Source organism: Nocardioides sp. SRI_004 (genome assembly GCF_057586415.1).
Window position 1 is genome coordinate 201,731 of the sequence record NZ_JBYCZV010000001.1, and the last position, 23,099, is coordinate 224,829.

The 23,099-nt window shown below is 69.0% G+C and carries 21 protein-coding genes and 1 tRNA gene; 20 read left to right on the top strand and 2 right to left on the bottom strand.

Annotation, left to right across the window (positions count from 1 at the left end; translation table 11 throughout):
- Window positions 1–4 precede the first annotated feature (4 nt).
- A complete protein-coding gene (locus tag AC2YHB_RS01050) occupies window positions 5–1,024 on the bottom strand; it encodes an adenosine deaminase (protein ID WP_179649227.1) in 1,020 nt (339 codons plus the stop codon).
- A gap of 162 nt (window positions 1,025–1,186) precedes the next feature.
- Between AC2YHB_RS01050 and AC2YHB_RS01055 the strand changes: the two genes are divergently transcribed.
- The 6 genes from AC2YHB_RS01055 (at window position 1,187) to AC2YHB_RS01080 (ending at window position 4,647) form a co-directional block, all read left to right on the top strand.
- Window positions 1,187–1,259, top strand: a tRNA-Trp gene (locus AC2YHB_RS01055).
- A gap of 40 nt (window positions 1,260–1,299) precedes the next feature.
- The gene (secE, locus tag AC2YHB_RS01060; protein ID WP_036550658.1) at window positions 1,300–1,563 is read left to right on the top strand and encodes a preprotein translocase subunit SecE; all 264 of its coding nucleotides are present in this window, start codon (window positions 1,300–1,302) and stop codon (window positions 1,561–1,563) included.
- Window positions 1,564–1,609: 46 nt separating this feature from the next.
- Window positions 1,610–2,536 (top strand): transcription termination/antitermination protein NusG, encoded by a 927-nt coding sequence (gene nusG / locus AC2YHB_RS01065; RefSeq protein WP_179649229.1) that lies wholly within the window; start codon window positions 1,610–1,612, stop codon window positions 2,534–2,536.
- A gap of 135 nt (window positions 2,537–2,671) precedes the next feature.
- Window positions 2,672–3,103 carry a 50S ribosomal protein L11 gene (gene rplK / locus AC2YHB_RS01070; protein ID WP_036550298.1) on the top strand — a complete coding sequence of 144 codons (432 nt, stop codon included), beginning with the start codon at window positions 2,672–2,674 and terminating at the stop codon, window positions 3,101–3,103.
- A 63-nt stretch (window positions 3,104–3,166) separates the two neighbouring features.
- Window positions 3,167–3,886, top strand: a complete 720-nt coding sequence (gene rplA, locus AC2YHB_RS01075; RefSeq protein ID WP_036550299.1) for a 50S ribosomal protein L1 — start codon at window positions 3,167–3,169, stop codon at window positions 3,884–3,886.
- An 86-nt stretch (window positions 3,887–3,972) separates the two neighbouring features.
- The gene (locus tag AC2YHB_RS01080; protein WP_179649231.1) at window positions 3,973–4,647 is read left to right on the top strand and encodes a DUF4232 domain-containing protein; all 675 of its coding nucleotides are present in this window, start codon (window positions 3,973–3,975) and stop codon (window positions 4,645–4,647) included.
- 89 nt (window positions 4,648–4,736) lie between these two features.
- Here AC2YHB_RS01080 and AC2YHB_RS01085 read toward each other — a convergent pair whose 3' ends face one another.
- Entirely contained in the window at window positions 4,737–6,017 is a 1,281-nt protein-coding gene (locus tag AC2YHB_RS01085) for an aspartate aminotransferase type Ic (protein WP_036550301.1), read from the bottom strand.
- Window positions 6,018–6,282: 265 nt separating this feature from the next.
- Between AC2YHB_RS01085 and rplJ the strand changes: the two genes are divergently transcribed.
- From rplJ to rpoB, 14 genes are all read left to right on the top strand, one after another.
- Entirely contained in the window at window positions 6,283–6,960 is a 678-nt protein-coding gene (rplJ, locus tag AC2YHB_RS01090) for a 50S ribosomal protein L10 (protein WP_036550302.1), read from the top strand.
- Between the two features lie 80 nt (window positions 6,961–7,040).
- A complete protein-coding gene (rplL, locus tag AC2YHB_RS01095; protein ID WP_036550303.1) occupies window positions 7,041–7,433 on the top strand; it encodes a 50S ribosomal protein L7/L12 in 393 nt (130 codons plus the stop codon).
- Between the two features lie 253 nt (window positions 7,434–7,686).
- Window positions 7,687–8,649, top strand: coding sequence for an ABC transporter ATP-binding protein (locus AC2YHB_RS01100; protein WP_036550309.1), 963 nt, complete (start codon window positions 7,687–7,689; stop codon window positions 8,647–8,649).
- 18 nt (window positions 8,650–8,667) lie between these two features.
- Entirely contained in the window at window positions 8,668–9,450 is a 783-nt protein-coding gene (locus tag AC2YHB_RS01105) for an MlaE family ABC transporter permease (RefSeq protein ID WP_036550314.1), read from the top strand.
- 4 nt (window positions 9,451–9,454) lie between these two features.
- The gene (locus AC2YHB_RS01110) at window positions 9,455–10,282 is read left to right on the top strand and encodes an MlaE family ABC transporter permease (protein ID WP_036550315.1); all 828 of its coding nucleotides are present in this window, start codon (window positions 9,455–9,457) and stop codon (window positions 10,280–10,282) included.
- A gap of 7 nt (window positions 10,283–10,289) precedes the next feature.
- Complete coding sequence (locus AC2YHB_RS01115; protein WP_036550317.1) at window positions 10,290–11,540, top strand: MCE family protein; 1,251 nt, start codon at window positions 10,290–10,292, stop codon at window positions 11,538–11,540.
- Entirely contained in the window at window positions 11,540–12,595 is a 1,056-nt protein-coding gene (locus tag AC2YHB_RS01120; protein WP_051932868.1) for an MCE family protein, read from the top strand. The genes AC2YHB_RS01115 and AC2YHB_RS01120 overlap by 1 nt, the downstream gene beginning before the upstream one ends.
- Complete coding sequence (locus AC2YHB_RS01125) at window positions 12,592–13,563, top strand: MCE family protein (protein ID WP_179649233.1); 972 nt, start codon at window positions 12,592–12,594, stop codon at window positions 13,561–13,563. Before AC2YHB_RS01120 ends, AC2YHB_RS01125 begins: the two co-directional genes overlap by 4 nt.
- The gene (locus tag AC2YHB_RS01130) at window positions 13,563–14,699 is read left to right on the top strand and encodes an MCE family protein (protein ID WP_242530491.1); all 1,137 of its coding nucleotides are present in this window, start codon (window positions 13,563–13,565) and stop codon (window positions 14,697–14,699) included. The genes AC2YHB_RS01125 and AC2YHB_RS01130 overlap by 1 nt, the downstream gene beginning before the upstream one ends.
- Window positions 14,696–16,120, top strand: a complete 1,425-nt coding sequence (locus AC2YHB_RS01135) for an MCE family protein (RefSeq protein ID WP_179649235.1) — start codon at window positions 14,696–14,698, stop codon at window positions 16,118–16,120. Before AC2YHB_RS01130 ends, AC2YHB_RS01135 begins: the two co-directional genes overlap by 4 nt.
- Entirely contained in the window at window positions 16,117–17,409 is a 1,293-nt protein-coding gene (locus tag AC2YHB_RS01140) for an MlaD family protein (protein WP_179649237.1), read from the top strand. The genes AC2YHB_RS01135 and AC2YHB_RS01140 overlap by 4 nt, the downstream gene beginning before the upstream one ends.
- Window positions 17,406–18,152 (top strand): hypothetical protein, encoded by a 747-nt coding sequence (locus AC2YHB_RS01145; protein ID WP_179649239.1) that lies wholly within the window; start codon window positions 17,406–17,408, stop codon window positions 18,150–18,152. Before AC2YHB_RS01140 ends, AC2YHB_RS01145 begins: the two co-directional genes overlap by 4 nt.
- A 6-nt stretch (window positions 18,153–18,158) precedes the next feature.
- On the top strand, window positions 18,159–19,187 hold the full coding sequence (locus tag AC2YHB_RS01150) for a DnaJ domain-containing protein (RefSeq protein ID WP_179649241.1): 1,029 nt from the start codon (window positions 18,159–18,161) through the stop codon (window positions 19,185–19,187).
- A gap of 326 nt (window positions 19,188–19,513) precedes the next feature.
- Window positions 19,514–23,023, top strand: coding sequence for a DNA-directed RNA polymerase subunit beta (gene rpoB / locus AC2YHB_RS01155; RefSeq protein ID WP_036550330.1), 3,510 nt, complete (start codon window positions 19,514–19,516; stop codon window positions 23,021–23,023).
- The last annotated feature ends 76 nt before the right edge of the window (window positions 23,024–23,099 follow it).

Sequence of the window (23,099 nt, forward strand, 5' to 3'; positions counted from 1 at the left end):
GGGATCAGGAGTCCGGTGCGGCCAGCCAGGCGTCGATGTCGGCCAGCGCGCGCTCCCGCAGATCCTGCGGGGCGTTGCTGGCCCGCAGCGACATCCGGGCGAGCTCGGCGAGCTGGGCGTCGGAGAGGTCGTGGGCCGCGCGCATCGTGGCGTACTGCCCGGCCAGCCGCGACCCGAACAGGAGCGGGTCGTCGGCGCCGAGGGCGATCGTCGCGCCGGCCTCCAGCAGCGTCGGCAGCGGCACGGAGGTCAGGTCGGAGTAGACCCCGAGCGCGACGTTCGAGACGGGGCACACCTCGAGCGCGACACCGGTGTCGACGATCCGCTTCAGCAGGTCGGCGTCCTCGGCGGCCCGCACCCCGTGCCCCAGTCGTCCGGCGTGCAGCGAGTCGAGGCAGGTGCGGATGTGCTCCGGTCCTCGCAGCTCGCCGCCGTGCGGAGCCAGCAGGAGGCCCGCCCTCTCGGCGATCGCGAACGCGCCCGCGAAGTCCTCGGTGCGCCCGCGCCGCTCGTCGTTCGACAACCCGAAGCCGACGACGCCCCGGTCGACGTACTGGCTGGCCAGCCGGGCGAGGGTGCGGGCGTCGAGCGGGTGCCGGGTCCGGTTGGCGGCGATCACGACCGCCATGCCCAGGCCGGTGCGCTCGGACGCGTCGCGCACGGCGTCGAGGACCAGGTCGGTGAAGGCGGTGATCCCGCCGAAGCGGCCGCCGTAGCCGCTCGGGTCGACCTGGATCTCCAGCCAACGGCCGCCGTCGGCGACATCGTCCTCGGCGGCCTCGCGCACGAGCCGGCGCACGTCGTCCTCGGTCCGCAGCACGGAGCGTGCGACGTCGTACAGGCGCTGGAACCGGAACCAGCCCTTCTCGTCCGCCGCCGTCAGCTGCGGCGGCCACTCCGCCACGAGTGCGTCGGGCAGGTGGATGCCGTCGCGCTCGGCGAGCTCGAGCAGCGTCGCGTGCCGCATGGAACCGGTGAAGTGCAGGTGGAGGTGGGCCTTGGGTAGAGCATGGAGGTCCCGCACGGCGCCATCGTAGGGGCGCCCCTCCAGCGCCGTGCCCGCGGAGTCGGGGCGGGCCGGCTTTGGACCGGTGTGGGTCGGGTGGGTAGAGTCACCCACTGGTGGTTCCTCCACATGATGAGTCGCGCCCGGACGTTGGTCGGGAACGACTCGGGAGAAGCCCGAAGGGCACTAGCTCAATTGGCAGAGCATCGGCCTCCAAAGCCGAGGGTTGGGGGTTCAAGTCCCTCGTGCCCTGCAAGAGATGACGTAGTCGAAGTGGCGAAAGGGTGAGCAGCGTGTCGGACGCTCCGGCAGTCCGCGGGGGTCACAAGGACTCCTCGGGCGGCAAGCACCCCGAGAAGCGCACCGGTCCGGTGACCTTCTACCGCCAGGTCGTCGCCGAGCTGCGCAAGGTGGTCTACCCCACCCGCGACCAGCTGGTGACCTACTTCTTCGTCGTCCTCGCGTTCGTTCTCGTGATGATCGCGCTCGTGTCGCTGCTGGACCTGGGTCTCGGCAAGCTCGCGTTCGAGGTCTTCACCGGCGCGGACGACATCTGATCCCTCCCTCCCGGGTGGGGTTGTCGGCGACATTTTCGAACAACTGATGGAGCAGCACGTGTCGGAGCAGTACGACTCGGCCCCCGAGATCGACGAGGCGGCCGACCAGGTCGAGGCCGTGGAGGCCGCTGACGAGGACGCCCTCGAGGCGACCCTCGAGGCGGACGACACCGAGCAGGCCGTCGAGGTCGACGAGACCGTCGACGTCGAGGGTGCTGACGAGATCGCCGCCGTCGAGGACGAGGCCGACGAGCCCGCCGAGGACGCCGCCGACGACGTCGAGGACGCCGAGGACGCCGAGGACGAGGCCGCTGAGGACGAGCCCGCCGAGGCTGCTGACGAGGACCCGCTCGAGGCGTTCCGCCGCGAGCTGTGGGCCAAGCCGGGCGACTGGTTCGTCGTGCACACCTACTCCGGCATGGAGAACCGGGTGAAGCAGAACCTCGAGAACCGGATCCACTCCCTCAACATGGAGGACTACATCCACGAGATCGTGGTCCCCACCGAGGAGGTCGCGGAGATCAAGAACGGCCAGCGCAAGATGGTCAAGCGCACCGTTCTCCCCGGCTACGTGCTGGTCCGCATGGACCTCACCGACGAGTCGTGGGCCGCCGTGCGCCACACCCCGTCGGTCACCGGCTTCGTCGGCCACAGCCACCAGCCGGTGCCGCTGAGCATGGACGAGGTCGAGAAGATGCTCGCCCCCGCCGTCGTCACCGCCGCGGCCGCCGAGGCCGAGGCCGCTGCCGCCTCCGGTGGTGGTACGACGAGCGCCGCTCCCGCGAAGAAGCCGGTCGAGGTCGTCGACTTCGGCGTCAACGACTCGGTCCTCATCGTCGACGGCGCCTTCGCGACGCTGCACGCCACGATCACCGAGATCAACGCCGAGGCCCAGCGGGTCAAGGCCCTGGTCGAGATCTTCGGCCGCGAGACCCCGGTCGAGCTGTCGTTCGCGCAGATCCAGCGCGTCTGACCGACCGCCGGAATTTCACTCCCGCGCCCGCGCGCGGAAGAATGTCTGGGTTGCCCGGCTCCGGCCGGGTCACGCAGGTGGCAGAGGGCTGTCCAACAGCTCCTCGTCATGACCACGAGAGAAAGAGATAGAGGAATGCCTCCCAAGAAGAAGATCGCCGCACTCGTCAAGGTGCAGCTGCAGGCCGGCTCGGCCACCCCGGCTCCGCCGGTCGGTACCGCGCTCGGTCCCCACGGCGTCAACATCATGGACTTCTGCAAGGCGTACAACGCCCAGACCGAGTCCATGCGCGGCAACGTCATCCCGGTCGAGATCACGATCTACGAGGACCGGTCGTTCGACTTCATCACGAAGACGCCGCCGGCCGCTGAGCTGATCAAGAAGGCCGCCGGCCTCAAGAAGGGCTCGGGCGTCCCGCACAAGGAGAAGGTCGGCAAGCTGACCAAGGACCAGGTGCGCGAGATCGCGACGACGAAGCTCCCCGACCTCAACGCCAACGACATCGACGCCGCCATGAAGATCGTGGAGGGCACTGCCCGCTCCATGGGCGTCACCATCGACGGCTGAAGAACCGTGGAAGGGCCGCGCTGGCCCGCTGACCACACCTCCTCCTCTACTTAAGGAATCACCATGCAGCGCAGCAAGACCTACCGCGCGGCTGCGGAGACGTTCGACAAGAACGAGCTCTACGCGCCGCTCGCCGCGATCAAGATCGCGAAGACCGCCAGCAAGAAGAAGTTCGACGAGACCGTCGACGTCGTCTTCCGCCTCGGCGTCGACCCCCGCAAGGCCGACCAGATGGTGCGCGGCACCGTCAACCTGCCCCACGGCACCGGCAAGACCGCTCGCGTCCTCGTGTTCGCGAACGGTGACAAGGCCGAGGCCGCCCGCGAGGCCGGCGCGGACTTCGTCGGCAGCGACGAGCTGATCGACAAGGTCGCCGGCGGCTGGACCGACTTCGACGCCGTCGTCGCCACCCCGGACCTGATGGGCAAGGTCGGCCGCCTCGGTCGCGTGCTCGGCCCCCGTGGCCTCATGCCGAACCCCAAGGTCGGCACCGTCACCCCGGACCCGGCCAAGGCCGTCTCCGACATCAAGGGCGGCAAGATCGAGTTCCGCGTCGACCGCCACGCCAACCTGCACTTCATCATCGGCAAGGCGTCCTTCTCCGAGACCCAGCTCGCGGAGAACTACGCCGCCGCCCTCGAGGAGGTGCTGCGGCTCAAGCCGGCCAGCTCCAAGGGCCGCTACCTGAAGAAGGTCACCGTCTCCACGACCATGGGCCCCGGCGTCCAGGTCGACCCCAACCGCATCAAGAACGTCGCGGTCGAGGACGAGGCCACCGCCTGACCCAGGCTCCAGCCAGTACGACGCCCGCCGCTCCCGCAAGGGACGGCGGGCGTCGTACATTTCCGGCACCTTCGTAGGGTGGGCGCGTGAGGCGACTTCTCGGGACGCTGCTCGTCGTTCTGGTGCTCCCGGCCTGCTCGACCGATGACGGTTCGGAGCCCGGCGCGGACGCCCCGGTCGAGTCCGTCGGCACCACGGCGCCACCGGGCCTCGAGGAGGTCCCTCCCGGCTACGACCAGCAGCTGGACGGCCCGCCGCCGGCCAAGGACGACGACCTCGACGGAGCCGCGCTCACCGCGCTCCTGCGCACACGGGCATCGGTCGCGGCCGACGGCCATTGCACCCGCGACCAGGTCTTCGTGAGACTGGCGGGCTTCGACCTCTCCCTGGGCCACCGCTACTCGCGGATCGAGGTGCGCAACGACTCGGACCGGTCCTGCGTCGTGGAGGGCGTGCCCGGCATCGGCGTGCGTGGCGCGTGGGGGTCGCGGTTCGTGCCCGAGGTCGAGCACACCGACCGGGACCTGAACGGCGAGCCGATCGCGGCGGTGCCCGTCCGGCTGGCGCCGGGGGAGCGGGCCGCCGCCCTGATCGAGTGGACCGGCGACCTCGCCGGGGCCGAGTCCGAGCAGGCGTCGATGCTGGTCGTCCAGCTGGCGTCGGGCCAGGTCCCCGTCCCGGTGCCCGCGGTGGCCGACGGGGAGCGCATCGACATCGGCCAGTTCACGACGATCCGGCTGGCGCCGTTCGTCGCCGGCTGATGTTGTCGGGCAATGCCTGCACTTGTCGGGCGTTGCAACACCTGACAAGTGCATGAATCCCCGGTCGACCGGGGATTCATGCAGCCCGCTCAGGCCGTCAGCTTCTCCAGCGCCGCCAGCTCGACACACACGGCCACCCCGGCCATCGCGGCCTCCACCTCGGCCAGCACCGGGAAGGTCGGCGCGAGCCGGATGTTGCGGTCGTTGGGGTCGTTGCTGTGGGGGAAGGCCGAGCCGGCGGGGGTCAGCGCGATGCCGGCCTCCTTGGCGAGGGTGACCACGCGGGCCGCCGTACCGTCGAGGACGTCGAGGTTGACGAAGTAGCCGCCGGTGGGGACGGTCCACTCGGCGATGCCCAGGCCCGCGAGCCGGCCGGTGAGGGCGTCCTCGACCGCGGCGAACTTGGGGGCGATCAGGTCGCGGTGCTTGCGCATGTGGGCCCGCACGCCGTCGGCGTCGCCGAAGAACTCGACGTGACGCAGGTGGTTGACCTTGTCGGGGCCGATCGCCGCGAAGCCGAGCCGCTGGAGGTACCAGGCACGGTTCTCGGGCGAGGCGGCGAGCGCCGCGACGCCGGCGCCCGCGAAGGTGATCTTCGAGGTCGAGGCGAACATGATCGGCCGGTTCGGGTGGCCCGACGCGGCGGCGAGGCCGAGCGCGTCGGCGCTCTTGATCTCGTCGTCGGTCAGGTGGTGCACGGCGTAGGCGTTGTCCCAGAAGATCCGGAAGTCCGGCGCGGCCGTCGGCATCGCCATCAGCTCGGCGGCGACCTCGGCGGAGCACACGGCTCCGGTCGGGTTGGCGTAGGTCGGCACGATCCACATGCCCTTGACGCTCGGGTCGTCGGCGACCAGCGCCCGCACGGCGACCGGGTCGGGGCCGTCGGGGGTCATCGGCACGGTCACCATCTCGATGCCGAGCTCGGCGAGCATCGTGAAGTGACGGTCGTAGCCGGGCACGGGGCAGACGAACTTCACGACCGGCTCCTGCGACCACGGCCGCGGGGAGTCGGGGCCACCCTTGAGGATGAGGGCGGTCAGCACCTGGTACATCATCGTCAGGCTCGAGTTGCCGCCGCAGACGACGGTCGAGACGTCCACGCCGAGCAGGTCGGCGAAGATCTCGCGGAGCTCCGGCAGGCCGTCGAGGCCGCCGTAGTTGCGCACGTCCGTGCCCGCCCGGTCCTTGTACGACGTCGGCAGGCCCAGCAGCGCGTTCGACAGGTCGAGCTGGTCGGCGCCCGGCTTGCCGCGCGTGAGGTCGAGCTTCAGCCCGCGCTCCTTGAGCGCGTCGTAGTCGGCGCGGACCGTCGTCAGGCGCGCGGCGAGGTCGTCGGCGGACAGGTCGGCGAGCGGCGTCGAGGAGGTCACGGGACCATCTTGTCGCACCGGCCGAGCGGTCCGCGATTTGGTATCGCCGCGAGCAGCGCCGTAGCCTTCTCCACGAAACCTTAAGACCGCCGGTTGTCAGGGCTGCCAGTCCTGACCGAAGGTTCCGCGAGATGCGGACGGCCTGCGCAGGGGATCAGAGCAGCACCGGGCGCCACGTGCCCGATGTCCACGCCCTGAGCGCCTGCGCTCGGGGCGTCCTTCATTTCCCGGTCCATCGCGGCGGTCTCCCACCGGAAGGAGACCCATGGCGCGGGCAGACAAGCAGGCCGCCGTCGCGGAGATCGCTGAGTCGTTCAGCGAGTCCGCAGGCGCTGTGCTGACCGAGTACCGCGGTCTCACCGTCAAGGAGCTGCAGGACCTTCGCCGCTCCCTCGGTGCGAACGCCAACTACGCCGTGGTCAAGAACACGCTGGCCAAGCTCGCCGCCAAGGAGGCGGGCATCGATGGCTTCGACGACCTGCTGACCGGTCCGACCGCGATCGCCTTCATCAAGGGCGACGTCGTCGAGGCGGCCAAGGGTCTGCGTGACTTTGCCAAGGCGAACCCCACCCTCGTGATCAAGGGTGGCGTTCTGGACGGCAACCTCCTCGACGCGTCCGCGATCGCCAAGCTGGCCGATCTCGAGTCGCGCGAGGTGCTCCTGGGCAAGCTGGCGGGCGCGATGCTCGCTTCGCTCAGCCAGGCCGTCTACCTCCTCAACGCCCCGCTCGCCCAGGCTGCCCGGCTCGCCGGCGCCCTGGAGGCGAAGGCCCAGGAGGACCCCTCGATCCTCGCAGGTGGTGCCGGTACGCCGGTCGCCGCCGAGGAGGCCCCGGCCGCTGAGGCCGAGGCCCCCGCCGACGAGGCTCCCGCTGAGGAGGCGGCTCCCGAGGAGCCCGCCGCCGACGCTGCCTCTGACGAGGGCGACACCGCCGAGGCCTGAGGCCCCGGCGTCACCACCACCTGAAACCCGGCCGGCGCGCGACGTACGCGCGCCGACCACCTGAGAAAGGAACCGCCACCATGGCGAAGCTCACCACCGACGAGCTCCTCGACGCGTTCAAGGAGATGACCCTCATCGAGCTCTCCGAGTTCGTGAAGCAGTTCGAGGAGACCTTCGGCGTCACCGCCGCTGCTCCCGTTGCCGTTGCCGCTGCCCCCGCCGCCGGCGGCGCCGCGGGCGGTGCCGAGGAGGCCGCTGCCCAGGACGAGTTCGACGTCGTCCTCGAGGCCGCTGGTGACAAGAAGATCAACGTCATCAAGGAGGTCCGCGCGCTGACCTCCCTCGGCCTCAAGGAGGCGAAGGACCTCGTCGAGGGCGCCCCGAAGGCGATCCTCGAGAAGGTCAACAAGGAGACGGCTGACAAGGCCAAGGAGGCCCTCGAGGGCGCCGGCGCCACCGTCACCCTCAAGTGACCCCTCGCTGACTCGTTCAGCACCACGAGGCCGGCAGAGCAGCGCTCTGCCGGCCTCGGCCTTTTTGCAACGGCTCCCGCTGCCGCGTAGCAGGTCACGCTGGTTACCCGGTAGTGCTACTCGCAAGTACTTTCGCGATCCCGATGGACGGGTCGGCGTGACGGCCGCCACGGTTTACGCGTAACGTGCGCCACGTGGCTGCGTTGTTCCCTCGCAGCACGAGCCGGGTCAGCGGACGTAGGAAGAGGTCAACATGGGCGTCGATGTAGCGGTGACGAACCTGACGAAGCAGTTCGGCAAGCAGCTGATCTGGAAGGGCGTGACCCTCACCCTGCCCGCAGGCGAGATCTCCGTGATGCTCGGCCCGTCCGGTACGGGCAAGTCCGTCTTCCTCAAGGCGCTGATCGGCCTGGTCAAGCCCGACGAGGGCTCGATCGTCATCGAGGGCACCGACATCGCCTCCTGCTCCGAGAAGGAGCTCTACGAGGTCCGCAAGCTGTTCGGCGTGCTGTTCCAGGACGGCGCGATGTTCGGCTCGATGAACCTCTACGACAACGTCGCCTTCCCGCTGCGCGAGCACACCAAGAAGGGCGAGTCCGAGATCCGTGACATCGTCATGGAGAAGATGGACCTCGTCGGTCTGCTCGGCGCGGAGATGAAGCTCCCCGGTGAGATCTCCGGTGGTATGCGCAAGCGTGCCGGCCTGGCCCGCGCGCTGGTGCTCGACCCCGAGATCCTGCTGATCGACGAGCCGGACTCGGGCCTCGACCCCGTGCGCACGTCGTTCATCAACCAGCTCTTCGTCGACCTGAACGCCCAGATCGACGCGACCTTCCTGATCGTGACGCACGACATCCACTCGGTCCGGATCGTGCCCGACCAGATCGGCCTGCTCTACCACAAGCACCTGGCCATGTACGGCCCGCGCGAGATGCTGCTGTCGTCCGACGAGCCGGTCGTGCGCCAGTTCCTCAACGCGCAGACCGTCGGCCCGATCGGCATGTCCGAGGAGAAGGACGCCGACCAGCTGGCCGCTGAGAAGGACATGGACCTCCCGCCGCTCCCGCCCATCCCGCTGCAGCTCGAGCCCTCCAACGGCATCCCGCGTCGCGCCCAGCGCGCGCCCGGCGCCTGGTGCCGGGAGAACGGCATCACGCCGCCCCCGGGTTCCTTCACCAAGGAAGCCGAGCACGCCAGTGGATCCTCGCAGCACTGACCGGAGCACCTTCGCCCCATGTCTCTGACAGCCGCTCGGGTTCTCCAGCCTGTCGGAACGGCTGGGAAGCTCTTCGCCTTCGCGCTCGACGTGGGGCGGGGACTCTTCCGACGTCCGTTCCAGACGCGTGAGTTCCTCCAACAGGCGTGGTTCATCGCCTCGGTCACGATCGTGCCGACCGCGCTCGTCGCCATCCCCTTCGGCGCGGTCATCGCGCTGCAGGTCGGTGGCCTCATCAAGCAGTTCGGCGCGCAGTCGTTCACCGGCTCCGCGTCCGTGCTCGCGGTCATCCAGCAGGCCGGACCGATCGCGACGGCGCTACTGATCGCCGGTGCCGGCGGCTCGGCCATCGCGGCCGACCTCGGTGCCCGCAAGATCCGTGAGGAGCTCGACGCGATGATGGTGCTGGGCATCGACCCGATCCAGCGCCTGGTCGTGCCGCGCGTGCTCGCCTGCATGCTCGTCGCCGTCTTCCTCAACGGCATGGTCAGCGTCGTCGGTGTCGGCGGTGGCTACGTCTTCAACGTGATCCTCCAGGACGGCACGCCCGGTGCCTACCTCGCCAGCTTCACCGCGCTCGCCCAGCTGCCCGACGTGTGGATCGGCATGATCAAGGCGCTCGTCTTCGGCCTCATCGCCGCGATCGTCGCCGCCTACAAGGGCATGAACGCCGCCGGTGGCCCGAAGGGCGTCGGCGACGCGGTCAACGAGTCCGTCGTCATCACCTTCCTCCTCCTGTTCGTCGTCAACTTCACCCTGAGCACGATCTACCTGCAGGTCGTGCCCCCGAAGACGGGTTAGCGCGATGGCGAACATCAAGGCGATCTACGAGCGGCCCGTGAAGGGCCTGGACACCCTCGGCCACGAGCTGTCCTTCTACCTCAAGGTGCTGATGGCGCTCCCGCGCTCCGTCATGCACTACCCGCGGGAGATCCTGCGGATCCTCGCGGAGGTCACCCTCGGCTCCGGCGCGCTCGCCGTCATCGGCGGCACGGTCGGCGTCATCGCCGGCATGACCTTCTTCACCGGCGCGCAGGTCGGCCTGTCCGGGTACGCCGCGCTCAACCAGCTCGGCACGGCGGCCTTCGCGGGCTTCGTCTCGGCCTACTTCAACACCCGCGAGATCGCCCCGCTGGTCGCCGGCATCGCGCTGGCCGCGACTGTCGGCTGCGGCTTCACCGCCCAGCTCGGCGCCATGCGGATCTCGGAGGAGATCGACGCCGTCGAGGTGATGGCGATCCCGTCGATGCAGTTCCTCGTCACGACCCGGGTCGTCGGTGGCCTGATCGCGATCGTCCCGCTCTACGTCGTCGGCCTGCTGTCGTCGTACGTCGCGAGCCGGCTGGTCGTCACCAAGTTCTACGGTCAGTCCGCGGGGACCTACGACCACTACTTCAACCAGTTCCTGCCACCCGGCGACGTGCTGTGGTCCTTCGGCAAGGTGCTCGTGTTCGCGGTGGTCGTCATCCTGATCCACTGCTACCACGGCTACACGGCCTCGGGCGGTCCCGCGGGCGTGGGCGTCGCGGTGGGCCGTGCGGTGCGGACCAGCATCGTGGCCATCAACGTGATCGACCTCTTCCTGTCGATGGCGATCTGGGGCGCGTCCACCACCGTCAGGCTGGCGGGGTGACGACGCGATGAACAAGGTCCTCGCTGCCCACAAGGTGCTGGGTGTCGTCTTCGTCTGCCTGCTGCTGCTCGGCGTCTGGCTGACCTACGCCACCTTCACGAAGAAGTTCGCCGACTACGAGGAGGTCACCCTGACCACCTCCAACGTCGGTCTCCAGCTGCCCACCCGCGCGGACGTCAAGATCCGCGGTGTCATCGTCGGCGAGGTCCTCGAGGCCAAGGCCGGCGCGGACCAGGGTGCCGAGCTGACCCTCGGCATCTACCCCGACAAGCTGGACGAGATCCCGGCCAATGTCACCGGGTCGATCGTCCCGAAGACGCTGTTCGGCGAGAAGTACGTCTCGCTGGTGGTCCCCGACAGCGGTCCGTCGGGCACCATCCGGGCCGGCGCCGTCATCGACCGGACCAAGGTGGCCACCGAGCTCGAAGAGGTCCTCTCGGACATCTACCCGCTGCTGCGCACCGTCCGCCCGGCCGACCTCAACGCCACGCTCAGCGCGCTGGCGACGGCGCTCGAGGGCCGCGGCGAGCAGCTCGGCGAGAACCTCGAGACCGTCGACTCGTACCTCAAGCGGATCAACCCGCAGATCCCGGCGCTGCTCGAGGACCTGAAGCTCACCGCCCAGGTGTCCGACACCTACGCCGACATCCTCCCCGAGGTGGCGCAGATCCTCGACGACACCGTCAAGACCACCGGCACCATCGAGGAGAAGGAGGCGGCGCTGACCGCGACGCTGCGCGACATCCGGAGCTTCTCCGACACGGCGCGCTCCTTCCTCGCCGCCAACGAGGCCAACCTGCGCGAGGCCGGCGAGCTGAGCACGCCGATCCTGCGGGCCGTCGCGCGCTACGCACCGACCTTCCCCTGCATGTCGGCGGCCATCGTCAAGGCCCAGGGCCGGCTCGCGGAGGCCTTCCGCGGCTACGAGCTGCACATCGTGCTCGAGACGCTGCAGGACCAGCCGCGCAAGTACACCGCCAAGGACGCGCCCTTCTTCGGCGACGACCGCGGTCCCGACTGCCTGGGCCTGCCGGACATCCCCTACAGCCAGGAAAACCCTTACCCGCCGCTGCCGCACCTCAACGACGGCATGAACGGTGACACCGGCAAGGGCAACCTCCGGCCGAGCGCCGCCTACCAGGGCACGCCGGACGACGTGACGGCGCTGCGCGGTGCCCTCGAGGCCGAGTACGGCGCCGGCGCCGACATCAACGTGCTGCTGGCCGGTCCGGCCGTGGCCGCGGGGAGTGGTCGCTGATGGTGCGCGGACTCGACAAGCGGACCAGCGGCGACCTGATCCGCCTGGTCATCTTCATGGTCACGACGGCCCTGGCGACGGGCGTCCTGATCGTCACGATCGGCAACCTGTCCTTCGGCGCGACGAAGGAGTACACCGCCGACTTCGTCGACGCCACCGGCGTCAACAAGGGCGACGACATCCGGATCGCGGGCGTCAAGGTCGGCAGCGTCGAGGACATCGACATCATCAAGGGCAACCGGGCGAAGATCACCTTCAAGGTCGACGCCGACACGAAGCTCGACGACGCGACGCACGCGACGATCCGCTACCGCAACCTGCTCGGCCAGCGCTACATCTCGCTGGCCCAGGACGGCTCCGGCGGAGACCGGCTCGAGGAGGGCGAGGGCATCCCGGTCGACCGGACCACGCCGGCCCTCGACCTCACCGTCCTCTTCAACGGCTTCAAGCCACTGTTCGAGGCACTCTCGCCCGATGACATCAACAAGCTGTCCTTCGAGATCGTCCAGGTCTTCCAGGGCGAGGGCGGCACGCTCGAGGGCCTCCTCTCGAGCACGGCCTCCATCACCCAGACGCTGGCCGACCGCGACAAGGTGATCGGCGAGCTGCTCGAGAACCTCGACTACGTCCTCGACCACGTGGCCGACCGCGACAAGCAGCTGACCAACCTGATCGACAGCTTCCGCTCGCTCGTCGGTGGGCTCAACGACGACCGCGAGGCGATCCTGTCCTCGCTGGACTCGATCTCCGAGCTGTCCGTGCAGACCGCGGCCCTGGTCACCGACATCAAGGACCCGTTCGTCAAGGACATCAAGGAGCTGCGGAAGGTCGCCACGACCCTCAACCGCAACCGCAAGGAGATCGACCGGGCGCTGCAGGTGCTCCCGGTGAAGCTCACGAAGATCGGCCGCACGGCGATCTACGGCTCCTGGTTCAACTTCTACCTCTGCCACTTCAAGACCACGATCAAGGTGCCCGGCCTGAAGAACCCGCTCGGCACCACGATCCCGGTCGACGCGCCCCGGTGCTCGCTCAAGAAGGAGGTCGGCGAGTGATCCCCTTCCGCGAGCGCAACCCCGTCGCGGTCGGTGCCGCGAGCATCGCCGTCCTCGTCCTGATGCTGGTCGCCGCGCTGCGAGCCCAGGACCTGCCCCTCATCGGTGGCGGTGACACCTACTACGCCTCCTTCGACGAGGCCGGCGGCCTGAAGGTCAAGGACGAGGTCCGCATCGCGGGTGTCCGGGTCGGCCAGGTCACCTCGATGGAGCTCGAGGGCGACTCGGTCAAGGTCGGGTTCAAGATCAAGACCGACGCCGAGTTCGGCGACGCGACCCGTGCGGACATCAAGGTGAAGACGATCCTCGGCTCGATGTTCCTCTCGCTCACGCCGGGCGGCTCCGGCCAGCTCGCGGAGGGGACCACCATCCCGACCGAGCGCACCAGCTCGCCGTACGACGTCGTCGAGGCCTTCAGCGGCCTGGCCGAGACGTCCGCCGACATCGACACCGACCAGCTGGCCAGCGCGCTGACCACGCTCGCCGACCTGACCCGCAACACGCCGGAGGAGTTCCGCTCGGCGCTGGCCGGCGTCTCCGCGCTGTCGAAGGTCGTGGCGTCCCGCGACGACGAGATCAACTCGCTGCTCAAGAACCTCGACCGGGTCTCGACGGTGCTGGACTCCCGCGACGAGGACATCGTGGCGCTGATGGCCGACGCCGACACGCTCTTCAAGGCGCTCCTGCAGCGCAAGGCCCAGATCCACCGGCTGCTGGTGTCGACGACGACGCTGAGCAAGACGCTGACCGGGCTGATCCGCGAGAGCCGGGCCGACCTGAAGCCGGCGCTCGACCAGCTCGACTCCGTGCTGCAGGTCATCAAGAAGAACGAGAACAACCTGGAGGACGCGATCAAGGCGATGGCGCCCTTCTACCGGGTGTTCGCGAGCACCCTGGGCAACGGGCCGTGGTTCGACACCTACCTGTTCAACCTGCCTCCGATCCCGGGTGCGGGAGGTGCCAACTGATGAGCGACGTGCGACGCTTCCTGCCGGTCGCGGTCATCGTCCTGCTGCTCCTCGCCGGAGTGGTGTGGATGTTCGCCGGGAGCAACGACGCCAAGAGGGTGACCGCCTACTTCCCCCGCACCGTCTCGGTGTACGAGGGCAGCGACGTCCGGGTCCTCGGCGTGGCCATCGGGCAGGTCGAGGAGGTCGTCCCGCAGGGCACCCAGGTCAAGGTCGTCATGACCTACGACAGCGACGTCGACGTGCCGCAGGACGCCCAGGCGGTCATCGTGTCGCCCTCGGTGGTCGGGGACCGCTACATCCAGCTGACGCCGGCGTTCGACGACGGCGACAAGGTCATGGCCGACAACACGGTGATCAAGGTCGACAAGACCGCCATCCCGCTCGAGCTGGACCAGATCTACTCCAGCATCGACAAGCTCACCGTCGCGCTCGGCCCCGAGGGGGCCAACCGTGAGGGTGCACTGACCGACCTGCTCGAGCAGACCGCGAAGAACTTCGGCGGCCAGGGCGAGGAGTTCCACCAGACGATCGAGGACTTCGGCAAGCTCAGCGAGACCCTCGACAACAACAAGGACGAGCTCTTCGACTCGGCCGCCCAGCTCGAGGGCTTCATCAAGACGCTGGCCGACAACGACCAGACCGTGCGCAGCTTCAACAAGTCGCTCGGCGACGTGTCCGGCCTGCTCGCCGACGAGCGGCAGGAGCTGACCACGGCGCTGTCCAACCTCGGCACCGCCCTCGACGAGGTCGCCCGCTTCGTGAAGTCCAATCGGGCCGTCCTGGGCCGCAACATCCGCGACGTCAACCGGGTCGCCAAGGTGCTGGTCCGCCAGCGCGAGAACCTCGACGAGATCCTCGACGCCGGTCCGCTCGCGCTCACGAACCTCTACCACACCTACAACCCGAAGGACGGCACGCTCGACACCAACGCCAATATCGGCAACCTGGTGCACGAGCTCACGTCCGACCCGGAGGCCGTGCTGTGCACGCTGGTGTCGGCCAACGACCCGAAGGGCGACCTGTGCGACCTGATCGGGGCCCTGCTGCCGCGCGGCGCACCGTTCGGCACCGGCTCGGCCTTCTCGCAGCCCTACGACCCGACCCTGTTCGGACTGGTGGGGGCCGAGCGATGAAGAGCCTGCGAAACCGAGCCCGCACCGTCGCTGCCGTCCTCGTCGGCATGGTCGCGCTGTCCGGCTGCGACTTCGACGTCTACCAGTTGCCGCTGCCCGGCGGCGCCGACGTCGGCGACGACCCGATCGAGGTCACCGTCAAGTTCGACGACGTGCTCGACCTGGTCCCGAAGTCGTCGGTCAAGGTCAACGACGTGACCGTCGGCCAGGTGACCGACGTCGAGCTCGACGGCTACCAGGCCGTCGTCAAGCTCCAGCTCCGCAACGACGTGAAGCTGCCCGACCAGCCGGTGGCCTCGATCCGCCAGACCAGCCTGCTCGGCGAGAAGTTCGTCTCCCTCGCCGCGCCGTCCAACGGCGGGGAGGGCCGGCTCGGCAACGGCGACGTGATCGAGAACGGTGGCCGCAACCCGGAGGTCGAGGAGGTCCTCGGCGCGCTGAGCCTGGTCCTCAACGGCGGTGGCGTGGCGCAGATCAAGACCATCGCCTCCGAGCTCAACCTCGCCCTCGACGGCCGCGAGGACTCCGCGAAGTCGGTGCTCACGCAGGTCGAGTCGCTGATGAGCCGGCTCGACGCGCGCAAGGGCGACATCGTCGACGCGATCGAGTCCATCAACCGGCTCGCGATCAGCGCCCGGCAGCACCAGGACAGCATCGACGCGGCGCTGGAGGAGCTGCCGAGCGCGCTCGACTCGCTCGACCGGCAGCGCGATGACCTGGTGGCCATGCTCGACGGCCTGACCAAGCTGAGCGACGTCGGTGTCCGGGTGATCAAGGCGACCCAGGCGTCGACCGTCAACACGCTGAAGTCGCTCGACCCGATCCTGACCCAGATCGCGGCGTCCGGCGACAACTTCGCCAAGGGCTTCAGCACCTTCCTGACCTACCCGTTCATCGACGAGTCGGTCGGCCGCAACCCGCAGACCGCGCGCAACCTGCACATGGGCGACTACGTCAACCTGTCGGTCGACCTCCAGCTCGACCTCGGCAACCTCCGGCTGCCCGACCTGGCCTGCATCCCGATCAACGAGATCCCGGACCTGCCGCTCGACGTGCTCATCGACGTCAAGACGCTGTGCAACGGCGTCACCAAGACGCTGCAGGGCTGCCTGCGCACGCCGCCCGACGTCGCCGCCTGCGCGAAGCTCCCGCAGTACCTCCTCGACGACGTCTGCGACGCGGTCAAGCTGCTGTGTGGTGGCGGGCTGAATCTCGGTGGAGCCCGGGCCAGCGGTGACCCGATCGGCAACCTGCTCGGCAGCGTGCTCGACGGTGGCGGCCTGGGCCGACCACGACCGGGCGCGACCGACGACGTCAACGACATGTGGCGCACCTTCGACGACAGGTACGACGCCGACCTGGTCGACGTGTACTCTGCCGCCCTCGTGGCGCCGGCCCAGGGACGGAGCGCCGACCGATGATCACCCGTCGTACCCGCATCCAGCTCCTGGTGTTCGCGGTCATCACGCTCCTCGGCGTGACCTATGTCGGCGCCCGCTACGCGCAGCTCGACAAGGCGATCGTCGACAGCGACTACACCGTGACGGCGCACTACCCCGACTCCGGCGGCATCTTCACCGGCGCCGAGGTCACCTACCGCGGCGTCGGCATCGGCAAGGTCGGCGACCTGGTGCTGACGTCCGACGGCGTCGACGTGAAGCTCGACATCGACAACAAGTGGGACAAGATCCCGCGCGACACGATCGCCCTCGTCGGCAACCGCTCCGCGGTCGGTGAGCAGTACGTCGAGCTCCAGCCGCAGACCGACGACGGTCCCTACCTCGTCGAGGGCTCGGAGATCGACGACGTGGCCACGCCGATCGCCACCGAGAAGCTCCTCGGCGACCTGTCCGCGACCGTGGCCAGCGTCGACCGCGACTCGCTCGCGACGACGGTCGAGGAGCTCGGCAAGGCCTTCGCCGGCACCGGCCCGGACCTGCAGAAGATCATCGACACCGGCAACTCGTTCATCGAGACCGCCGACGACAACTTCGACGTGACCACCGCGCTCATCCGCGACAGCAACACGGTGCTGCGGGGCCAGCTCGCCTCGGAGACCTCGCTGCGGGCCTTCGCGTCGCAGCTGTCGGCCTTCACCTCCTCGCTCGCGGGCGCCGACAAGGACCTGCGCAAGGTCATCGACTCCGGCTCCGTCGCGGCCACCCAGCTGCGCACCTTCCTCGAGCAGAACGGCGTCGAGCTCAGCGAGCTGCTCTCCAACCTGGTCACGACCGGCCGCGTGACGATCAAGCACCTGGCGGGGATCAAGCAGCTCCTGGTGGTCTACCCGTACGCCGTCGGCGCCGGCCAGGTCGTCGTCGGCAGGCGCTCCGTCGCCCAGGGCGGCAGTGGCTTCTGGGACGCCCACTTCGGCCTGATCATCGCCCCGACCTCCACCCCCTGCTACGACGGCTACCTCAAGAAGCGGCGCAACCCGGAGTCGGACCGCGGTGACCTGCCGCTGCCCAGCGACGTCGGCTGCACCGAGCCCGCGACCAAGAGCAACCCGCGCGGCCTGCAGAACCTCCGTCGCCCGGCGCCCGGTGGTGCGGCGTACGACATCGCCGTCCGCTACGACAGGGCCACCGGCGACCTGACCTGGGATGTCCCCGAGGGTGCTTCGAGTGGCCGGGGTAACGTGGCCCCTCCGACGCTCGGAGAGGACTCGTGGAAGTGGCTGTACGTCCAACCGATGCTCAGCAGCCGGTGACGGCGGACGACAAGGCGACGGACGGCACGACGAGCACGGGCGGTCGCGCTGCCCTGCGCTGGACGGTCCTCGCCGTCCTGGTCGGCGTCCTCGTCGCGGGCCTGGCCGTGTCCGCCCTCGTCGTCTTCGGCAACGGGGCGGGGCCGGGGCTGGGCAACCGCGTCTCGTCCGTCTTCGACCCACCGAAGGACGGCTCCCGCGACCGCGAGGAGGTGCTGGCCGCGTCGCGCACCTTCGTGCAGCGGTTCAACACCTACGGCCCCGACATGCTCGAGGAGTCCGGCGAGATGCCGGACTACCGCGCCGTCGGCGACCTGATGACCGCGAAGTTCCGCAAGGCCTTCGACGAGAACCTCACCATCGCCGAGAAGGCCGTCGCCCAGACGGGCATCGACCGCGTCGCCACGGTGTACGGCGTGGGCATCTCCGCGATCGATGCCGACTCCGCGACCGTGCTGGTCGGCGCCGAGGTCGTGTCGTCGTACCCGAGCGGGGACAACCCGGACGAGCGGGTCGACTTCGAGCCGCAGCGCTTCCGCTACGAGGTGACCCTGGTCCGCATCGACGGCACCTGGGTCGTCGACGACCTCGACGACGTCGACGACGGGCTGCCGTCGTTCGCCAACTCCTCCTCCCAGGACACCGTGCCCGACGGCCAGGGCCCGTCGGGCACGCCGAGCGGCGCGCCGTCGGGCAGTGCGACGAGCGAGCCGTCCGGCGCGGCCACCGAGGGGAGTGAGTGACGCACCGTGAGCGCCAACCTCTACGACATCCTCAATGTCGACGAGTCCGCGAGCGTCGACGAGATCCGGTCCGCGTGGAAGGCCGCGGTCGCCGACCTCGACCCGACCGACCGCCGCTTCCGTGCGTTCAACGACGCCGCGGCCGTGCTGCTGGACACCGACAAGCGGGCGGCGTACGACGCCGAGCTGGCTGCCGCCGCCGCCGACGACGCCGAGCTGGCTGCCGCCGCCGCCGACGACGCCGAGCTGGCTGCCGCCGCCGCCGACGACGCCGGAGCGAGCACCGCGGGGGAGGAGCCGGCACCGGCACCCGTGACCCTCACCAAGACCGGCACTGCGGCCGGGGAAGACACCGCCGTCAAGGACGCCGTCGACACCGCTGGCACCGCCGACACCGCCAGCGCAGCGAGCACCGTCACGGCACCGAAGCCGGTCCCGGCGCCGGCTCCCGACCCGGCGCCGGCGAAGCCGGTGAGTGCCGGTCCTCCGGGCTGGGCGCTGGGCGCGGCCGGCGTGGGCGCGCTCGCCGCGCTGGCCCTCGCGGTCGTGCTGCTCTTGCAGCCCGGCGGCAACGTGTTCGCCGACGACTCGCCCAAGGACGTCGCCGCCGCCAACGCGAGCTTCGAGAAGGCGTCGCTGTCGGTCGAGGGTGCTGCCGAGCGGATGATCGCCGACGTCTTCTCGTACAACTACAAGACGATGGACGCCGACCTCGAGCGCGCCCAGCGGTACGTCACGCCGGAGCTCGGCGCGAAGCAGGCCAAGGGATGGCCCGACATCGCCAAGGACGCCGCCGACCAGAAGCTCGTGGTCCAGGCGCGTGCCGAGGCGGTGGCGCTCACCCGGGTCAGCCCCGACCGCAAGGACGCCACGGTGGTGGTGTTCCTGGTGCAGGACAGCACCCGCAACGGGGTCGACCAGACGCCGCTGCGGATGTGGGTGTCGCTCCGGATGGTGCACGACGACGGCAGCGCCGACGGCTGGCTGATCGACGACGTGTGCGTCGACTCGAACTGCGACAAGCCCGGCAGCTAGCGGTCGCTGTGGTCCGCACGCGTGGCGGCCGCGTCTCGTGACGCGTCTCGACGTGCGGCCTTCGACCACGCCTTCGCTGCGCTCAGGCGTGGCGGCCTTGACCTCTGGCGGTCTCGCGCAGCATGATCGGCGCACCGGTTCGACGGCTGTGAGGCCGAGCCGCTCCTCGACTGCGAGAAAGTTGCGCAGCCGACATTGTGGAGTGCTCGAGTATCGGGTATCGTGGCTCCTTGCGCCTGCCCTCAGATGCGCTTCGGCCTGCCCGGTGGCCGATGACGTGGTGGACAGGGCGCTCTCGAAGAGTCGAACCCGTCGAAGGACAACTCTTGGCCGCGCGCACCACCCCCGGTAAGTCCCGCATTTCTTTCGCGAAGATCTCCGAGCCGCTGGCACTGCCGCAGCTCCTCTCGCTCCAGACCGACAGCTTCGACTGGCTGATCGGCAACGAGGCCCACAAGGCTCGTATCGAGGCTCGTATCGCCGCCGGCGTCGACGCCACCTTCAAGTCCGGTCTCGAGGAGATCTTCGAGGAGATCTCCCCGATCGAGGACTTCTCCGAGACGATGTCGCTCTCGTTCGAGAACCCCGTGTTCTACGACCCGAAGTACACCGTCGACGAGTGCAAGGAGAAGGACCTCACCTACTCCGCTCCGCTCTACGTCTCGGCCGAGTTCACCAACAACGAGACCGGTGAGATCAAGGGCCAGACGGTCTTCATGGGCGACTTCCCGCTCATGACCCCCAAGGGCACCTTCGTCATCAACGGCACCGAGCGCGTCGTCGTCTCGCAGCTGGTCCGCTCGCCCGGTGTGTACTTCGAGCGCACCGCCGACAAGACGTCCGACAAGGACATCTACACCGCCAAGCTCATCCCGAGCCGCGGGGCCTGGCTCGAGTTCGAGATCGACAAGCGCGACATGGTCGGCGTCCGTCTCGACCGCAAGCGCAAGCAGAACGTCACCGTCCTGCTCAAGGCGCTGCAGGCCATCGCCGAGGACACCGGCGAGGCCTACGACTACGACGCCGTGATGGCCGACCTGCGCCAGTACGAGTCGATCCAGCTGACCGAGGAGAAGGACAACACCTCCGGTCCCGACGACGCGCTGCTCGACATCTACCGCAAGCTCCGTCCGGGCGAGCCGCCGACGCGCGAGGCCGCGCTGACGCTGCTGAAGAACTACTACTTCAACCCGAAGCGCTACGACCTGGCCAAGGTCGGTCGCTACAAGGTCAACAAGAAGCTCGGCCAGCACGAGGCGTTCGACCAGCAGACGATGACGATCGCCGACATGGTGGCGACCATCAAGTACATCGTCCAGCTGCACAACGGCGACGAGTTCGTCACCGCCATCGGTGGCGAGATCCGCAAGGACGCCGACGGCAAGGACCTCCCGGTCTCCGCCGACGACATCGACCACTTCGGCAACCGCCGCATGCGCACGGTCGGCGAGCTGATCCAGAACCAGCTCCGCACGGGCCTTGCCCGCATGGAGCGCGTGGTCCGCGAGCGGATGACGACCCAGGACGTCGAGGCGATCACGCCGCAGTCGCTGATCAACATCCGCCCGGTCGTGGCGGCGCTGAAGGAGTTCTTCGGCACCTCGCAGCTCTCGCAGTTCATGGACCAGACCAACCCGATCGCCGGCCTGACGCACAAGCGTCGCCTCTCGGCGCTCGGCCCCGGTGGTCTGTCCCGTGACCGCGCCGGCATGGAGGTCCGTGACGTCCACCCGTCGCACTACGGCCGCATGTGCCCGATCGAGACGCCGGAAGGCCCGAACATCGGTCTGATCGGCTCGCTGGCCTCCTACGGCCGGATCAACCCGTTCGGCTTCGTGGAGACCCCCTACCGCAAGGTCGCGGGCGGCACGGTCACCGACCAGATCGACTACCTCACCGCCGACGACGAGGACCGCTACGTCATCGCCCAGGCGAACGCGGCGCTCGACAAGAACAACAAGTTCGTCGAGGACCGCGTGCTGGTCCGCCAGCGCAACGGCGAGGTCGCCGAGGTCCCGGCCGACGAGGTCGACTACATGGACGTCTCGCCGCGCCAGATGGTGTCGGTCGCGACCGCCCTGATCCCGTTCCTCGAGCACGACGACGCCAACCGTGCGCTCATGGGCGCCAACATGCAGCGTCAGGCCGTTCCGCTCATCAAGAGCGACAGCCCGATCGTCGGCACCGGCATCGAGTTCCGCGCCGCGGTCGACGCCGGTGACGTCGTCGTCGCGACCAAGGCCGGCGTCGTGAAGTCCGTGTCGGCCGACCTGGTCGAGACCATGGACGACGACGGTGGCTACTCGTCGTACCGCCTCGCGAAGTTCAAGCGCTCCAACCAGGGCACCTGCATCAACCAGCGTCCGCTGGTCGAGGCCGGCGACCGCCTCGAGGTCGGCTCGCCGATCGCCGACGGCCCCTGCACGGACAACGCCGAGATGGCCCTGGGCACCAACCTCCTCGTGGCGTTCATGCCGTGGGAGGGCCACAACTACGAGGATGCCATCATCCTCAGCCAGCGCCTGGTGCAGGAGGACGTCCTCACCTCGATCCACATCGAGGAGCACGAGGTCGACGCCCGCGACACCAAGCTGGGCCCGGAGGAGATCACGCGGGACATCCCGAACGTCTCCGAGGAGATGCTGGCCGACCTCGACGAGCGCGGCATCATCCGCATCGGTGCCGAGGTCCGCGACGGCGACCTGCTGGTCGGCAAGGTCACGCCCAAGGGCGAGACCGAGCTCACCCCCGAGGAGCGCCTGCTCCGCGCGATCTTCGGTGAGAAGGCGCGCGAGGTCCGCGACACCTCGATGAAGGTCCCCCACGGCGAGACCGGCACGGTCATCGGCGTCCGGGTCTTCGACCGCGAGGAGGGCGACGAGCTCCCGCCGGGCGTCAACCAGCTGGTGCGCGTCTACGTCGCGCAGAAGCGGAAGATCTCCGTGGGTGACAAGCTCGCCGGCCGTCACGGCAACAAGGGCGTCATCGCGAAGATCCTGCCCGTCGAGGACATGCCGTTCATGGAGGACGGCACGCCGGTCGACGTCGTGCTCAACCCGCTGGGTGTTCCGCGACGCATGAACATCGGCCAGATCCTCGAGCTGCACCTGGGCTGGCTCGGCAAGCAGGGCTGGCACATCGACGCCGACCTCAAGAACGAGGACTGGGCCCAGCGCCTGACGGCCATCGGTGCCGACCAGGCCGACCCGAACACCAAGCTGGCGACCCCCGTCTTCGACGGCGCCCGCGAGGACGAGATCACCGGCCTCCTCGGCCAGACGCTGCCCAACCGCGACGGCGTCCGGATGGTCAAGGAGACCGGCAAGGCCCACCTGTTCGACGGTCGCTCCGGCGAGCCGTTCAAGGACCCGGTCTCGGTCGGCTACATGTACATCCTCAAGCTCCACCACCTGGTCGACGACAAGATCCACGCGCGTTCGACCGGCCCCTACTCGATGATCACGCAGCAGCCGCTGGGCGGTAAGGCCCAGTTCGGTGGCCAGCGGTTCGGTGAGATGGAGGTCTGGGCGATGGAGGCGTACGGCGCCGCCTACGCCCTCCAGGAGCTGCTGACCATCAAGTCCGACGACGTGCCGGGTCGCGTCAAGGTCTACGAGGCCATCGTGAAGGGCGAGAACATCCCCGACTCGGGCATCCCGGAGTCGTTCAAGGTTCTCGTCAAGGAGATGCAGTCGCTCTGCCTCAACGTGGAGGTCCTGTCCCAGGACGGCACCCCCATCGAGATGCGTGACGCGGAGGAGGACGTCTTCCGCGCCGCCGAGGAGCTCGGCATCGACCTGTCCCGTCGCGAGCCCAGCTCGGTCGAAGAGGTGTGAGCCGCGTGGCGCGCCTCCGGGCGCGCCACGCCTCCACCCCACCTACTTCACTTTCCAAGAACTAACGAAGGACAGC

Excerpts from the sequence above, each read along its gene's own strand:
- AC2YHB_RS01135 (WP_179649235.1), top strand. The coding sequence starts at position 14,696 with ATGAAGAGCCTGCGAAACCGAGCCCGCACCGTCGCTGCCGTCCTCGTC.
- AC2YHB_RS01110 (WP_036550315.1), top strand. The coding sequence starts at position 9,455 with ATGGCGAACATCAAGGCGATCTACGAGCGGCCCGTGAAGGGCCTGGAC.
- nusG (WP_179649229.1), top strand. The coding sequence starts at position 1,610 with ATGGAGCAGCACGTGTCGGAGCAGTACGACTCGGCCCCCGAGATCGAC.
- AC2YHB_RS01105 (WP_036550314.1), top strand. The coding sequence starts at position 8,668 with ATGTCTCTGACAGCCGCTCGGGTTCTCCAGCCTGTCGGAACGGCTGGG.
- AC2YHB_RS01140 (WP_179649237.1), top strand. The coding sequence starts at position 16,117 with ATGATCACCCGTCGTACCCGCATCCAGCTCCTGGTGTTCGCGGTCATC.
- rplA (WP_036550299.1), top strand. The coding sequence starts at position 3,167 with ATGCAGCGCAGCAAGACCTACCGCGCGGCTGCGGAGACGTTCGACAAG.
- rplL (WP_036550303.1), top strand. The coding sequence starts at position 7,041 with ATGGCGAAGCTCACCACCGACGAGCTCCTCGACGCGTTCAAGGAGATG.
- rplJ (WP_036550302.1), top strand. The coding sequence starts at position 6,283 with ATGGCGCGGGCAGACAAGCAGGCCGCCGTCGCGGAGATCGCTGAGTCG.
- AC2YHB_RS01120 (WP_051932868.1), top strand. The coding sequence starts at position 11,540 with ATGGTGCGCGGACTCGACAAGCGGACCAGCGGCGACCTGATCCGCCTG.
- AC2YHB_RS01115 (WP_036550317.1), top strand. The coding sequence starts at position 10,290 with ATGAACAAGGTCCTCGCTGCCCACAAGGTGCTGGGTGTCGTCTTCGTC.
- rplK (WP_036550298.1), top strand. The coding sequence starts at position 2,672 with ATGCCTCCCAAGAAGAAGATCGCCGCACTCGTCAAGGTGCAGCTGCAG.
- AC2YHB_RS01100 (WP_036550309.1), top strand. The coding sequence starts at position 7,687 with ATGGGCGTCGATGTAGCGGTGACGAACCTGACGAAGCAGTTCGGCAAG.
- AC2YHB_RS01130 (WP_242530491.1), top strand. The coding sequence starts at position 13,563 with ATGAGCGACGTGCGACGCTTCCTGCCGGTCGCGGTCATCGTCCTGCTG.